The organism is Arthrobacter sp. UYCu511, assembly GCF_040547105.1.
Lineage (GTDB): Bacteria > Actinomycetota > Actinomycetes > Actinomycetales > Micrococcaceae > Specibacter > Specibacter psychrochitiniphilus.
This window is the reverse complement of sequence record NZ_JBEPPB010000003.1, coordinates 25,920-38,456: the sequence shown is the minus strand read 5'-3', so window position 1 is coordinate 38,456 and position 12,537 is coordinate 25,920. Positions and strand designations below refer to the sequence as shown.

Here is a 12,537-nt window from a genome sequence, read left to right as displayed (position 1 = left end):
GCGAGGTCACGAGCAGCAAAATCTTACTGCCCGCGAGGGGCTGCCGGCACCAGGAGGTGGCCCGCAGTGATGTACACAAACGCAGAAGAAGGACTTTCATGATGACGTCGGTGGAAACCGCACAGGATAAGGCTGGCACGCTGATTGAGGCGTTGCCGTGGATTCAGCAATTTGCGGGCACGGTAGTGGTGGTCAAATACGGCGGAAACGCCATGATCAACGATGAGCTGCGCCGGGCCTTCGCCGAGGACATTGTCTTCATGCACCATGTGGGCATCAAGCCCGTGGTGGTCCATGGCGGCGGGCCGCAAATCAACGCCATGCTCAAGCGTCTGGACATCAAGAGCGAATTCAAAGGCGGGTTGCGCGTCACCACGCCGGAGGCCATGGACGTGGTCCGCATGGTCTTGACCGGCCAGGTGGGCCGTGAACTGGTGGGCCTGATCAACGAACATGGGCCGTACGCCGTGGGGCTCTCCGGCGAGGATGGCGCACTGCTCCAGGCCGAACGTACCGGCACCATTGTTGACGGGCTACCCGTGGACCTTGGTTTGGTGGGCGAGGTGGTGGGGGTGAATCCTGGTGCCATTCTTGACTTGCTGGAGGCCGGGCGGATTCCGGTGATCTCCACCGTGGCTCCCGAGGTGGGGGATGCCTCCACAGTACTGAACGTCAACGCCGATACCGCTGCTGCAGCCCTGGCTGTGGCGTTGGAAGCCTCCCGCTTGGTGATTCTGACCGATGTGGAAGGTCTCTACGCCAACTGGCCGGATAAGTCCTCGCTGCTCAGTGAACTCAGTGCTGGTGCCCTGCGTCAGATGCTGCCCAGTCTGGAAGCAGGCATGATCCCGAAGATGGGTGCCTGCCTTGCCGCGGTGGATGGCGGTGTGGCCCGTGCAGCTGTTGTTGACGGACGCAGCGCCCACTCGGTGCTGCTGGAATTGATGACTTTTGAGGGCAACGGGACCCAAATTTTTCCCGATGAGGATGAGAAGTGATGACTGAAGAAAACGCAGGCACCGAGCCCGGCAACGCAACCGACCTGTCCAACGCCAATGCCGCAGCCGTCACCGGAACCGGCACGGGTGAGCAGTGGCTGGCCCGTTACAAGGATTCTTTGATGGGTGTCTTTGGCAGCCCGCAGCGTGTCCTGGTGCGTGGCGCCGGCGCGCTGGTCTGGGATGCCGATGGTAAGGAGTACCTGGACCTGCTCGGCGGCATTGCCGTGAACGCGCTAGGCCACGCCCACCCGTTTGTGACCTCCGTGATTGCCAGCCAACTCGCCACTTTGGGCCATGTCTCAAATTTCTTCACCAGCCCCACCCAGATTGCCTTGGCTGAGAAGCTGCTGGAATTGAGCGCAGCCCCGGCCGGTTCGAAGGTGTTTTTTGCCAACTCCGGGACCGAGGCCAACGAGGCCGCTTTCAAGCTGGCCCGCTCCCACGGTGGTAAGGCGCGCCCCACTATCTTGGCCCTGGAAGGCGGCTTCCACGGCCGCACCATGGGCGCCTTGGCCATGACGGCCAAAACCGCGTACCGGGAACCGTTCGAGCCCATGCCGGCCGGTGTGCGCCACCTGCCCTTCAATGACATTGACGCACTCCGCGCAGCACTGGATGACACCGTTGCTGCGCTTGTCATAGAACCCATCCAGGGTGAGGCCGGCGTACGCCCCCTCTCCGCCGAATATTTGCAGGCCGCCCGCGAACTGACCCGCGAGCACGGGGCCCTGCTGATCATGGACGAGGTCCAAACAGGCATTGGCCGCACCGGCAACTGGTTCGCCAGCATCGCAGCCGGCACCACCCCGGACGCCATGACCCTAGCCAAGGGCTTGGGCGGCGGCTTCCCGATCGGCGCCATCATCACCTTCGGCGAAGGCCCCTCACAGCTGCTCAGTGCCGGCCAGCACGGCACCACCTTCGGAGGCAACCCCGTGGCCACGGCCGCGGCGCTGGCCACCTTGCACGTCCTGGAAACCCAGAACGTGCTGGCCAATGTCAACGCCGTGAGCGAGCTTTTTGCCACCGGCCTGGCCAAGACCAGCGGCGTCACCGAGGTGCGCGCCTTCGGTCTCCTGATTGGCTTCGACCTTAGCGATGACATTGCCCCCGAGGTAGTCTCCGCCGCGCTGGATGCTGGCTTCATCATCAACGCACCCCGCCCCAACACCATCCGCCTGGCCCCGCCCTTGAACCTGACCGTTGAGCAGGCACAGTCATTCCTGACGGCCTTGCCGGCATTGATCACCACGGCCACCGCCGCAAAACTTATGGAAAAGAGCTTTTAGATGACACGCCACTTTCTGGTAGACACCGATCTGAGCCCCGCTGAACAAGCCGAGGTGCTGGAGCTGGCCGCACAGTTGAAGAAGGCACCGTACTCCAAAAACACCTTTGCCGGTGACGGTTCGGGTTCTCAAACCGTGGCCGTCATTTTTGACAAAACCTCCACGCGGACCCGTGTCTCCTTTGCCGCAGGCGTAGCCGCCCTAGGTGGCAACCCGCTGATCATCAATCCCGGGGAGGCCCAAATTGGTCACAAAGAATCCGTGGCCGACACCGCCAAGGTGCTTGAACGCATGGTCTCCACCATTATCTGGCGCACCTACACCCAGTCCGGGCTGGAGGAAATGGCGGCCAACTCGCGCGTGCCCGTTATCAACGCCCTCTCCGATGATTACCACCCGTGCCAGTTGCTCGCGGACCTGCTCACCATCAAGGAACATAAGGGCGAGCTGGCCGGTCTGACCATGACATACATGGGGGATTCGGCCAACAATATGGCCAACTCCTACCTGCTGGCCGGGGTCACGGCTGGCATGCATGTGCGCATCACCGGGCCCGCCGGGTATTTGCCGGCCGACGCCGTGGTGCTGGCTGCCCGGGAGCGTGCCGCACTAACCGGCGGCTCCGTCCTGATCACCACGGACGTGGCGCAGGCTGTTGCGGGCGCTGATGTGCTGGTCACCGACACCTGGGTTTCCATGGGCCAAGAGGAGCAGAAGGCTGCCCGCATGGAGCTTTTCACCGATTACGCGCTCGATGACGCCGCTCTCGCCCAGGCGGCCCCGGATGCGATTGTGTTGCACTGCCTGCCCGCCTACCGCGGCTACGAAATTTCCGCTTCCGTCATTGACGGCCCGCAATCCGTTGTTTGGGACGAGGCCGAGAACCGCCTGCATGCCCAGAAGGCGCTCATGGTGTGGCTCGTGGAGAACTCTGCCGTTGAGAACTCAGCCGTTGAGCACTCAGCGGTGAGGGCTACAGCCGCCGGGACCGGCGCATAATCGTGAGTAAACCCCCCATTCCGGCCGGGATGCCGGCCACCAAAACGGCCCGGCAGGCGCGGGTGCAGGCGCTACTCACCAGCCGTGCCGTCCGCTCCCAGGCTGAGCTTGCCGCACTACTGGCGGATGATGGTTTGGTGGTGGGCCAGGCCACGCTCTCACGTGATCTGGTGGAATTGCGGGCCGTTCGGGTCAGGGGCAAGGATGGTGCCCTGATCTATGCCCTCCCCAAGGAAGGCGGTGACCGCAGCGTGCACAGCGCCTCGTCACAAGAACTGTTGGATACCAGGCTCATCCGGCTCTGCGGGGAACTGCTGGTCACAGCCGAAGCCTCAGGCAATATTGCGGTACTGCGCACACCGCCAGGTGCCGCAAACTTCCTGGCCTTAGCCATCGACCACTCCGTGATGCCCTCCATTCTGGGCACGATTGCCGGCGACGACACCGTCATGATCATCACGCGCGAGCCCTTGGGAGGGGCAGAAGTAGCCGAAAGGTTCCTGCAATTCGCCGAAGAATCCGGCGCTGGGGCGTAACCCACACCGGGAGGCGAGGGGGCCGACGTCGCACTTGTAGGGACTATGAATATCTTTTAGTAAGAATGCATAATCATGCACTATGCTGTGTATTAATGAGAAGCACACTCTTGTGAAGAGTGTTGAAATAGGGAGATAAAAACGTGACTGAACGCATTGTATTGGCTTACTCCGGTGGCCTGGACACCTCCGTAGCGATCGGCTGGATCGGCGAGGCGACCGGCGCAGAAGTCATCGCGGTGGCAGTGGATGTAGGACAGGGCGGAGAATCCCTGGAAGACATCCGCCAGCGCGCATTGGGCTGCGGCGCCGTCGAAGCCTATGTTGCTGACGCGCGTGATGAATTCGCCAACGAATACGCCATGCCAACGCTGAAAGCCAACGCCCTCTACCAGGGCCACTACCCGCTGGTTTCAGCCATCTCCCGCCCCGTGATCGTCAAGCACCTGGTCAAGGCCGCCCGCGAATTCGGCGCCACCACGGTTGCCCACGGCTGCACCGGCAAGGGCAACGACCAGGTTCGCTTCGAGGTCGGCATTCAGACCCTGGGCCCGGACCTGAAGTGCATTGCACCGGTCCGCGATCTGGCGCTGACCCGCGATAAGGCCATTGTGTACGCAGAGTCCCACAACCTGCCGATTGAGACCACGAAGAAGAACCCGTACTCGATCGACCAGAACGTGTGGGGACGCGCCGTGGAAACCGGATACCTGGAAGACATCTGGAACGCCCCCACGAAGGACATCTACGATTACACGGCCACCCCGGAATTCTCGCCGGCACCGGATGAGGTCATCATCTCCTTCGCGCAGGGTGTGCCCGTCGCCATTGATGGCGTGAAGGTCACCCCGCTGCAGGCCATCCAGGAACTGAACCGCCGTGCAGGTGCTCAGGGTGTTGGCCGCATCGACGTCGTCGAAGACCGTCTGGTCGGCATCAAGAGCCGCGAAATCTACGAAGCACCCGGCGCCATGGCACTCATGACGGCCCACAAGCACCTCGAGGACATCACGATCGAGCGCGAGCAGGCACGCTTCAAGGCCACCGTTGGTCAGCGCTGGGCCGAGCTGGTCTACGACGGTCAGTGGTTCTCCCCGCTGAAGCGTTCACTGGATGCCTTCATCGAGGACACCCAGCAGCACGTCAACGGCGACATCCGCATGACCATGCACGGCGGGCAAGCTATTGTCAACGGCCGCCGCTCCGATACCTCGCTGTACGACTTTGACCTGGCCACCTACGACACCGGCGATACGTTCGACCAGTCACAGGCCAAGGGCTTCATTGAGCTGTGGGGCATGTCCTCCAAGGTTGCCAGCCAGCGCGATCAGCGCGTTTCAGGCCTGTAACCATGGCTCATGGGACCAACGAAGGTGCCCTGTGGGGTGGCCGCTTTCAGGGCGGCCCCGCAGATGCTCTTGCGGCACTGAGCAAGTCAACTCACTTTGACTGGCGGCTGGCACTGTATGACATTGCCGGTTCAAAGGCACACGCCCGCGTTCTGAACACGGCTGGGCTTTTAGATGCTGCTGAGCTGGAGGGCATGCTTGCTGCGCTCAACCAGCTTGAGGTGGATGTAAAGTCCGGTGCTTACACTCCTTCCGAATCGGATGAGGATGTGCACGGCTCCCTGGAGCGCGGCCTGATTGAGCGCGCCGGTACGGCACTGGGCGGCAAACTCCGTGCTGGCCGGTCTCGCAATGACCAAGTTGCCACGCTGGGGCGCATGTACCTCCGCGAACATGCACGGATCATTGCCGCCGGAGTTCTCTCCGTGGTGGATGCGCTCGTGGAACAGGCCAAGGCACACCATGGTGTGGCCATGCCTGGACGCACGCACCTCCAACATGCTCAGCCTGTACTGCTCAGCCATCACCTGCTGGCTCACGCCTGGGCCTTGTTGCGTGATGTGCAGCGCCTGGTTGACTGGGATAAGCGTGCCGCGGTTTCACCTTACGGTTCCGGCGCATTGGCCGGTTCCTCGCTGGGTCTGGACCCAAACGCCGTCGCGGCTGACCTTGGCTTTGATTCCGCCACGTGGAACTCGATCGATGGTACCGCCTCACGGGATGTCTTTGCCGAGTTCGCCTGGGTGTGCGCCATGATCGGTGTAGACCTTTCCCGGATTTCCGAGGAAGTCATCCTGTGGGCCACCAAGGAATTCTCCTTCATCACACTGCATGATTCCTACTCCACGGGATCCTCGATCATGCCGCAGAAGAAAAACCCCGACGTGGCGGAGCTGGCCCGCGGCAAGGCCGGACGCCTCATTGGCGACCTGACCGGGCTGCTGGCAACACTCAAGGGCTTGCCTCTGGCGTACAACAGGGACTTGCAGGAGGACAAGGAGCCCGTCTTTGACGCGGCCGATACCCTTGAACTGCTGCTGCCCGCCGTCTCCGGCATGATCGCTACTTTGGTGTTCAACACCGAACGCATGGAGTCTCTGGCTCCGCAGGGCTTCGCCTTGGCCACCGACATTGCCGAATGGCTTGTCCGTCAGGGTGTTCCGTTCCGTGACGCTCACGAGCTATCCGGTGCCGCCGTCAAGGTTGCCGAGGGCCGCGGCGTGGAGCTGTGGGACCTTACGGATGAGGAATACGCCGGCATTTCGACGTACCTGACACCGGAGGTTCGCACGGTTCTGAGCACGGAAGGCTCGCTGAACAGCCGCAACGCCCAGGGCGGTACGGCACCGTCAGCAGTACTGACGCAGCTGGCGGCCCTTGAGCGTCAGCTGGGCGAGGTTCGCACCTTCCTGGCCTGAGCGGCCTCGCACTTCCTTGGCACGAACGTAGAAATGGCTGACAGCTAGAAATGCCCGCATCTGTGAAGGATGCGGGCATTTCTTTGTTCGGGCCCCTCGCCCGCTAGGCTTGGGTGCATGACTGATATTTCAAATGCGCAGCTACTGGAGCGACTCACGGCTGCCGCCGAGAACGTGAGCGCGAAATTGGGGGCTCTGACGGACAGCGACGTCCTGGACCCCACTGATTTGCCCGGCTGGACCCGCGGGCACGTACTGGCCCATATTGCCCATGTTTCCACTGCTGTAGCGAGGCAGGCTGAGTATGCGCTGCGTGGTGAGCTTGTAGATTTTTATGACGGCGGCCCGGGCGGACGCACACAGGCAATCGAGATGAACGCCGGCCACACCGCGGCCGAACACCGGGACTATATTGCCACCGCCTTCACGAGGGCACTCACTGTTCTGGGCGGGCTCGAGGAGAGCCAGTGGGAACTTCCTGTTAGCTACCGCAATAGCGATATTCGGGGCGTGGCCCTGGCATACTGGCGCGAGCTCGTGATCCATCTGGCTGATTTGCAGCTGGGCCGCGGCCCCGAAACCTGGTCCAAGGAGTTTTGCCTCTACCTGATCGGGTTCCTGAGCCCCCGGGTGCCGGAGCCGCTGCAGCTGAAGTTGTTGCCGCTGGCGCTGCCGCCCATGACGGTGGGTTCTGGAGAGAGTACCGTGTCTGTTTCCGGCATGCTGACCGATATTGCTGCATGGCTCTCCGGGCGTACACCCAGTATGGGCTCCCTGCGCGCCGAAGCTGCCGCCGATTCAGTGGAATTGCCCACTCTGCTGCCCTGGCCGTCCGCGTTCGCGGCAAAGTAAGCACCACAGCTTTGTCTCAGAAGTGAGTGCACGGCTAATGGCTTTGATCAAGGTTTAGTTGACATCTAACTTATGAGCTGTGTGATCACTTGTCAGCGCCACGATTCGGCCGACTCCGTGCGGCTCGGTGTAGCGCTCGGCGAAGGCCCTGATAAGTAACCAGTTTGCCCGGGTGTTGACAGCGAGGTGGTTGTCAGAGCTCTCCTGAGTGGTGTTTAGGATGCTGCTGTTGATACACAGTGCGTGGCTTGATACAAGAGCACTGATTGGCCCGATTGCATGGGTAGCTTCCCGCAATATCGCTTCGGGGGCGACCGCCTCTGCCATGTCGGCCTCGATGGAATGGATTGTGAGACCGAGGGACTCAAGCTCAGCTGTGAATGCAGCTACGAATCCTTGATCTGGCTTATAGCTGGTGATGGCAATGTTCCATCCATCAGCGGCGAGCTGCCGAGCGATTTCGGTGCCTATCGATGCGCACCGACCTACTCTTGTTGATCAGAACACCGGGGCGGTCGTTGTGCACATGAGGGGTCCTCTCTCATTGATTAGTGTTGGATGCCGTGCAAACCGCCTGAAGCTTAGGCCAGATGTAGGAGCATTGTGTCGGAATTTCCAGCCCGGTCGACTCTGCTGAATCCGGCTCGCTCGTAGAGGTGAACTGCTGGATTTTGGTCCTCTACGCTTAAGCTCAGTGCCGTGAAGTCGAGTTTTTTAGCTTGCTCGATGATGGCTGTCATCAATGCGGTTCCGACCCCGCTTCCGCGGTTCCCCGGAAGCACCCCCATAGTCAGCTCAGGAGTGGTGGATGATACAAATCGATAACCAGGATCGTCTTCGCTTAGGAGTCGGGCCCAGGCGGCTCCTATTGGTTCGCCGTGGTCGGTTTCGGCGACGAATCCGAAGTCTACTTCGGATTGCCAATCCACTACGTAGTGGCTGATCTCAGGTGTTTGAAGGATCTGTTCTCGGGTTAATGTCTGATCTTCTGACCAGTTGAATGCCTGGAGGAGGACGTCGGTGAGAAATGAAAAGTCTGCTGCGGTAGCGGTGCGTAAATGCATGATCACCAATGCTAGGTCGAGTTCAAAGGAAATCTCAGGTTGTGACTGACATTTTTCGAGAGTCCACCGTTTGTCTTGGTTCGGGCCCGTAATGCGAAAGACCCGGGAAAGGTAAGCGTTCAGAAGCCGAACCCCGTACGGGGACTAACCTGGACGGGTCCAATGCGGGCGCTGCCCCCTGACCACTCCTTTGCGGCGTGCAGGGCGGCGGTCTACTTCACGGAGGGGACGAGCGTGGCCAGCAGTGCGAAGACCGAACGCATCTCTGCCGCGCTTGGAGTGGGGAAAGCTGCCGAGCTGCTTACCATCACGAGGTAGGGAACCAGCACTGCGATGTGCGCGTGGGACGGGTCGGGCAAGATGCCACGCCAGAGAGCGACAAGCGCTTCGAGGCGCGCCGTGTCTACCCGGCCCTGTACGGCGCGCGCAGATTCGTCTTCAAACGCCCAGGCGCGCATCACAGCATCTAGCCGTGGGTCGAGCGACACGTCCGTGGCAACCCGCGCGAGTGCCTGATGCGACGGGAGTTCGGATGCGGCGAAAATCGCGACGCGGATCGATGTCATCGAGTCCTCTTCGTACCGCGTCAGTAGCGCACTGCGGTAGTCGCCGATGCCGATGAAGTGGTGATGGAACGAGCCTTTGGTAAGACCGAGGCGCTCCGCGATGCGATCGATCCGCACGCCAGACCTCCCCTGCAACTTGAGCACGTTCAAACCCTCGTTTACCCATTGCGATCGCGTAGTCATCACTCAACCTTCACTGTGACACTGCCACTTGGTAGCGCCCGATTGGTGTGAAGCACAACGTTAAGTGACCTGTTTTTCACAACGGTCAATGGCCGCGCGGCCCGGCCTCTGCTTCACTCTTTGGGCCACTAGATGAACCAACCTCAGTGAATGGTCCTGCCCATTGCGCGGTACCTGGGCGGCGAATAGCGGTTTTGGCTACCCCGGCCTGCTTTACGGCAGGGGAACAACGAGTTGACTGTTGCGCCATCGCGGCACCGCTTGGTTCGCGCATTGATTCCTCCCAAAGGCCACTTTCCCTGGTCAGTATCCAGTGAAAGTGGCCGCCGGATGGTCGAGGCTAAGCCAGGGAGAGGAACAGCTTTTCCAGGTCGGCACGGTCTGCCGTGGGGTCCTCGCTTTTCAGGCACTGCTCCAACCCGGTGGCGATAATTGCAAAGCCGGCGCGATCGATGGCCTTGGATGCTGCGGACAGCTGGGTGACGACCGTGCGGCAGTCACTGCCTTCCTCAAGCATGCGAATCACCCCGTTCAGCTGGCCCTGGGCGCGCTTGAGCCGGTTGATGACGGGCTTCATGGTGTCCACTTCAAGTTCCATAACGGGTTCCTCCAGTGTGTTTGTTTCTTCAAGTGTATACCCCCGGGGGTTTCTTGAGATAACATCGACAGCGGATCTAACATACCCCCACGGGTATGCTTTTCAGTCTATTGCGGGGGTAAGTGAGTCTCCGTGGACAACTCCAGAATAAAGGAATGCCCCCCCATGTGCCGAGCAGCCAAATTTCGTAAATGCCAGAAAACCACCTGGGCCGGATGTGGCCAACATGTCAAGCAGGTCATGGCCCACGTGCCACGCAATGAACGCTGCGCCTGCGACCCAAATGCGCCAAAGAAGCCTGCGGAATCCAAGGGCTGGCTGGCACGCCTCCTTGGTCGCTAAACAGCGGGTAGCGATTGCCTCATGGCGGTCAGCAATCCTCGGGGGATGCTGACCGCCATTTCCATCGCCCTTCCAAAGTCCTTCGGAAGACATGTTGCAACTATACCCCTGGGGGTATTATGGTTATGGGGAACCAAATACCCGCTGGGGTATAAAACTTCTTTATCTCACTCAAGGAGAGACCATGCTTCTCGAACGCATTTATGACGAAGACCTTGCCCAGGCCAGCTACTTCATCGGCTGCCAAGCCAAGGGCGAGGCCATCGTGGTGGACGCCCGCCGCGACATCCAGATTTACCAGGACCTTGCCGCGAAGAACGGCATGAAAATCGTGGCCGTCACTGAGACCCACATCCACGCCGACTACCTCTCCGGCACCCGCGAGCTTTCTGCGGCCACGGAGGCAGCCATCTACGTATCGGGCGAAGGCGGAGAGGACTGGCAATACGGATTCGAAGGCGAACGCCTCTTCGACCAGTCCACCGTCAAGCTGGGCAACATCACGATCACCGCCCTGCACACCCCTGGCCACACCCCCGAGCACCTTTCCTTCCTGATCACCGACGGCGCCTTCGCCGAACACGCCGGTTTCCTGCTCTCCGGGGACTTCGTCTTCTCCGGGGACCTGGGCCGTCCGGACCTGCTGGATGAAGCGGCCGGCGGAATCGACACCCGCTTTGCCGGGGCGCACGACCTGTTCGTCTCGCTGAAGGAAAAGTTCCTGACCCTGCCCGACTACGTTCAGGTCTACCCGGGCCACGGTGCCGGCAGCGCCTGCGGCAAGGCGCTGGGCGCGATCCCCTTCTCCACCGTCGGCTACGAACGCAACTTTGCCTGGTGGGGTCCCTACCTGGAGACCGACGACGAGGCCGGCTTCGTGGAGGCGCTACTTGACGGGCAGCCCGATGCCCACGCCTACTTCGGGCGCATGAAGCGCGAAAACCGGGTCGGCCCGGCGATCATGGGCGAACGAGCACCGCTGGCCGAACTGCCAACCGAAGTGGTCGCCGCGGCCCTGGCCGCCGACGAAATCGGCATCGTCGACACCCGCCACCACAGTGAGGTCCACGGCGGGACCGTGGCCGGGGCGCTGAACATCCCTGCCGGGAACAAGGCAGCAAGCTTCGGCGGCTGGGCCGTGGACCCGGCTACCGACCAGCGCCCGCTGGTGCTGCTGGCACCGAACAGTGAAACCGCCACCGAAATGTGGGACCACCTCATCCGCGTGGGCATCGACAACGTCGCCGGCTACGTGAGGACGTTTGACGGGCTTCCGGCGTTCACACCGCAGACCGTGGCTCCTGCCGACCTGGCCGAATTCGATTCAGCCATGGTGCTCGATGTGCGCAACAAGACCGAGCACCTTGCCGGGCACATCCCGGGCTCCGTCCAGCTCAACGCCGGACGTGTGCTCTGGAACACCGCGGAACTGCCCACCGACGGCATCATCGTCAGCTACTGCCAGTCCGGGGTGCGCAACTCGGTGGCCGCCTCGACCCTGCGCCGTGCCGGACACCGCGTGGTGGAACTCGAGGGCAGCTATGCGGGCTGGAGCGCCTGGGAAACCCAGAACGCCTAACACCTCCTGATTCACCGCCATTTACCCTCCCTGTTTCACCCCGTATCGCGGGTTCCGGCGCCGGCTTGTTCGGTGCCGGGACCCGCGATGCAATTGGACCCTGAAAGGCCCACGCACCATGACTGCAACAAACGGTTCCATTTCCCCCGCGGAACTGAATTCACTGATCTCCTCCGGTGAGGGCGTCGTGATCCTCGACGTGCGTTCGGCCGCGGAATTCGAATCCCTGCATATCTTGGGCTCCTACAACGTGCCCCTGGCACTGCTGGCCGAACACACCGAGGAACTAGCCGCGAAACTGGGCACCAAGACCGTGCTGGTCTGCCAGTCTGGCGTGCGCGCCACCGAGGCCCACAGGAACCTGAACAGCGTCGGCTTCTCCGATGCGCTGGTACTCACCGGCGGCGTCCCGGGCTACCAGCAGGCTGGCGGCAAAACCGTGGAGGGCTCCAAACGCTGGGCCCTGGAACGCCAAGTCCGCATGGCGGCCGGTTCGCTGGTCGTGGCCGGGTTGGCCGGAGGCAAGTTCCTCTCTCCGCAGATCCGCACCGTTGCCGGGGTGATCGGTGCGGGCCTAGCCTTCTCCGCGGCCACCAACACCTGCGCCATGGGCAAGGCATTGTCGAAGATGCCGTGGAATAAGACCGGCAACGAGCCGACCCGCGAATCGGTCATGGCCCAGCTTCCGCCCAAGAAGTCCTGACCCCCCCACACACGCACCAGCAATACCCCCCCCGGTTTCCCGGCCCCGGCATCCCCCC

At 61.7% G+C, this 12,537-nt stretch carries 13 protein-coding genes and 1 pseudogene; 10 read left to right on the top strand and 4 right to left on the bottom strand.

What is annotated here, in order from left to right; genetic code table 11:
- Positions 1-101: 101 nt before the first annotated feature.
- From argB to ABIB48_RS05780, 7 genes are all read left to right on the top strand, one after another.
- Positions 102-998 carry an acetylglutamate kinase gene (gene argB / locus ABIB48_RS05810; protein WP_110104311.1) on the top strand — a complete coding sequence of 299 codons (897 nt, stop codon included), beginning with the start codon at positions 102-104 and terminating at the stop codon, positions 996-998.
- The gene (locus ABIB48_RS05805; RefSeq protein ID WP_354212419.1) at positions 998-2,290 is read left to right on the top strand and encodes an acetylornithine transaminase; all 1,293 of its coding nucleotides are present in this window, start codon (positions 998-1,000) and stop codon (positions 2,288-2,290) included. The genes argB and ABIB48_RS05805 overlap by 1 nt, the downstream gene beginning before the upstream one ends.
- A complete protein-coding gene (gene argF, locus ABIB48_RS05800; protein WP_354212418.1) occupies positions 2,291-3,289 on the top strand; it encodes an ornithine carbamoyltransferase in 999 nt (332 codons plus the stop codon).
- A 29-nt stretch (positions 3,290-3,318) separates the two neighbouring features.
- Positions 3,319-3,825: an arginine repressor gene (locus ABIB48_RS05795; RefSeq protein WP_315914826.1), complete on the top strand. Its 507-nt coding sequence runs from the start codon at positions 3,319-3,321 to the stop codon at positions 3,823-3,825.
- A gap of 143 nt (positions 3,826-3,968) precedes the next feature.
- Positions 3,969-5,174: an argininosuccinate synthase gene (locus ABIB48_RS05790; RefSeq protein ID WP_354212416.1), complete on the top strand. Its 1,206-nt coding sequence runs from the start codon at positions 3,969-3,971 to the stop codon at positions 5,172-5,174.
- Positions 5,175-5,176: 2 nt separating this feature from the next.
- Complete coding sequence (gene argH, locus ABIB48_RS05785) at positions 5,177-6,592, top strand: argininosuccinate lyase (protein ID WP_354212415.1); 1,416 nt, start codon at positions 5,177-5,179, stop codon at positions 6,590-6,592.
- 117 nt (positions 6,593-6,709) lie between these two features.
- The gene (locus ABIB48_RS05780; protein ID WP_354212414.1) at positions 6,710-7,444 is read left to right on the top strand and encodes a maleylpyruvate isomerase family mycothiol-dependent enzyme; all 735 of its coding nucleotides are present in this window, start codon (positions 6,710-6,712) and stop codon (positions 7,442-7,444) included.
- Between the two features lie 54 nt (positions 7,445-7,498).
- Here the strand turns inward: ABIB48_RS05780 and ABIB48_RS05775 are convergent.
- The 4 genes and pseudogenes from ABIB48_RS05775 to ABIB48_RS05760 form a co-directional block, all read right to left on the bottom strand.
- Positions 7,499-7,921, bottom strand: a pseudogene (locus ABIB48_RS05775) (SDR family oxidoreductase); the annotation flags it as partial.
- A gap of 104 nt (positions 7,922-8,025) precedes the next feature.
- On the bottom strand, positions 8,026-8,508 hold the full coding sequence (locus ABIB48_RS05770) for a GNAT family N-acetyltransferase (protein ID WP_354212413.1): 483 nt from the start codon (positions 8,506-8,508) through the stop codon (positions 8,026-8,028).
- 212 nt (positions 8,509-8,720) lie between these two features.
- A complete protein-coding gene (locus ABIB48_RS05765; RefSeq protein WP_354212412.1) occupies positions 8,721-9,257 on the bottom strand; it encodes a TetR/AcrR family transcriptional regulator in 537 nt (178 codons plus the stop codon).
- A gap of 340 nt (positions 9,258-9,597) precedes the next feature.
- Positions 9,598-9,855 (bottom strand): metal-sensitive transcriptional regulator, encoded by a 258-nt coding sequence (locus ABIB48_RS05760; protein WP_110104302.1) that lies wholly within the window; start codon positions 9,853-9,855, stop codon positions 9,598-9,600.
- A 165-nt stretch (positions 9,856-10,020) separates the two neighbouring features.
- On the opposite strand from ABIB48_RS05760, the gene ABIB48_RS18035 reads away from it, so the two are divergent.
- From ABIB48_RS18035 to ABIB48_RS05750, 3 genes are all read left to right on the top strand, one after another.
- Positions 10,021-10,197 (top strand): DUF8730 family Cys-rich protein, encoded by a 177-nt coding sequence (locus ABIB48_RS18035; RefSeq protein ID WP_502914104.1) that lies wholly within the window; start codon positions 10,021-10,023, stop codon positions 10,195-10,197.
- A 184-nt stretch (positions 10,198-10,381) separates the two neighbouring features.
- A complete protein-coding gene (locus ABIB48_RS05755; protein ID WP_354212560.1) occupies positions 10,382-11,776 on the top strand; it encodes an MBL fold metallo-hydrolase in 1,395 nt (464 codons plus the stop codon).
- Between the two features lie 118 nt (positions 11,777-11,894).
- Complete coding sequence (locus ABIB48_RS05750) at positions 11,895-12,479, top strand: rhodanese-like domain-containing protein (RefSeq protein WP_354212411.1); 585 nt, start codon at positions 11,895-11,897, stop codon at positions 12,477-12,479.
- Positions 12,480-12,537: the final 58 nt, after the last annotated feature.

What these genes read in the sequence shown, in the direction of transcription:
- argB (WP_110104311.1), top strand. Translation starts at nt 102, where the DNA reads ATGACGTCGGTGGAAACCGCACAGGATAAGGCTGGCACGCTGATTGAG.
- ABIB48_RS05805 (WP_354212419.1), top strand. Translation starts at nt 998, where the DNA reads ATGACTGAAGAAAACGCAGGCACCGAGCCCGGCAACGCAACCGACCTG.
- argF (WP_354212418.1), top strand. Translation starts at nt 2,291, where the DNA reads ATGACACGCCACTTTCTGGTAGACACCGATCTGAGCCCCGCTGAACAA.
- ABIB48_RS05795 (WP_315914826.1), top strand. Translation starts at nt 3,319, where the DNA reads ATGCCGGCCACCAAAACGGCCCGGCAGGCGCGGGTGCAGGCGCTACTC.
- argH (WP_354212415.1), top strand. Translation starts at nt 5,177, where the DNA reads ATGGCTCATGGGACCAACGAAGGTGCCCTGTGGGGTGGCCGCTTTCAG.
- ABIB48_RS05780 (WP_354212414.1), top strand. Translation starts at nt 6,710, where the DNA reads ATGACTGATATTTCAAATGCGCAGCTACTGGAGCGACTCACGGCTGCC.
- ABIB48_RS05770 (WP_354212413.1), bottom strand. Translation starts at nt 8,508, where the DNA reads ATGCATTTACGCACCGCTACCGCAGCAGACTTTTCATTTCTCACCGAC.
- ABIB48_RS05765 (WP_354212412.1), bottom strand. Translation starts at nt 9,257, where the DNA reads ATGACTACGCGATCGCAATGGGTAAACGAGGGTTTGAACGTGCTCAAG.
- ABIB48_RS05760 (WP_110104302.1), bottom strand. Translation starts at nt 9,855, where the DNA reads ATGGAACTTGAAGTGGACACCATGAAGCCCGTCATCAACCGGCTCAAG.
- ABIB48_RS18035 (WP_502914104.1), top strand. Translation starts at nt 10,021, where the DNA reads ATGTGCCGAGCAGCCAAATTTCGTAAATGCCAGAAAACCACCTGGGCC.
- ABIB48_RS05755 (WP_354212560.1), top strand. Translation starts at nt 10,382, where the DNA reads ATGCTTCTCGAACGCATTTATGACGAAGACCTTGCCCAGGCCAGCTAC.
- ABIB48_RS05750 (WP_354212411.1), top strand. Translation starts at nt 11,895, where the DNA reads ATGACTGCAACAAACGGTTCCATTTCCCCCGCGGAACTGAATTCACTG.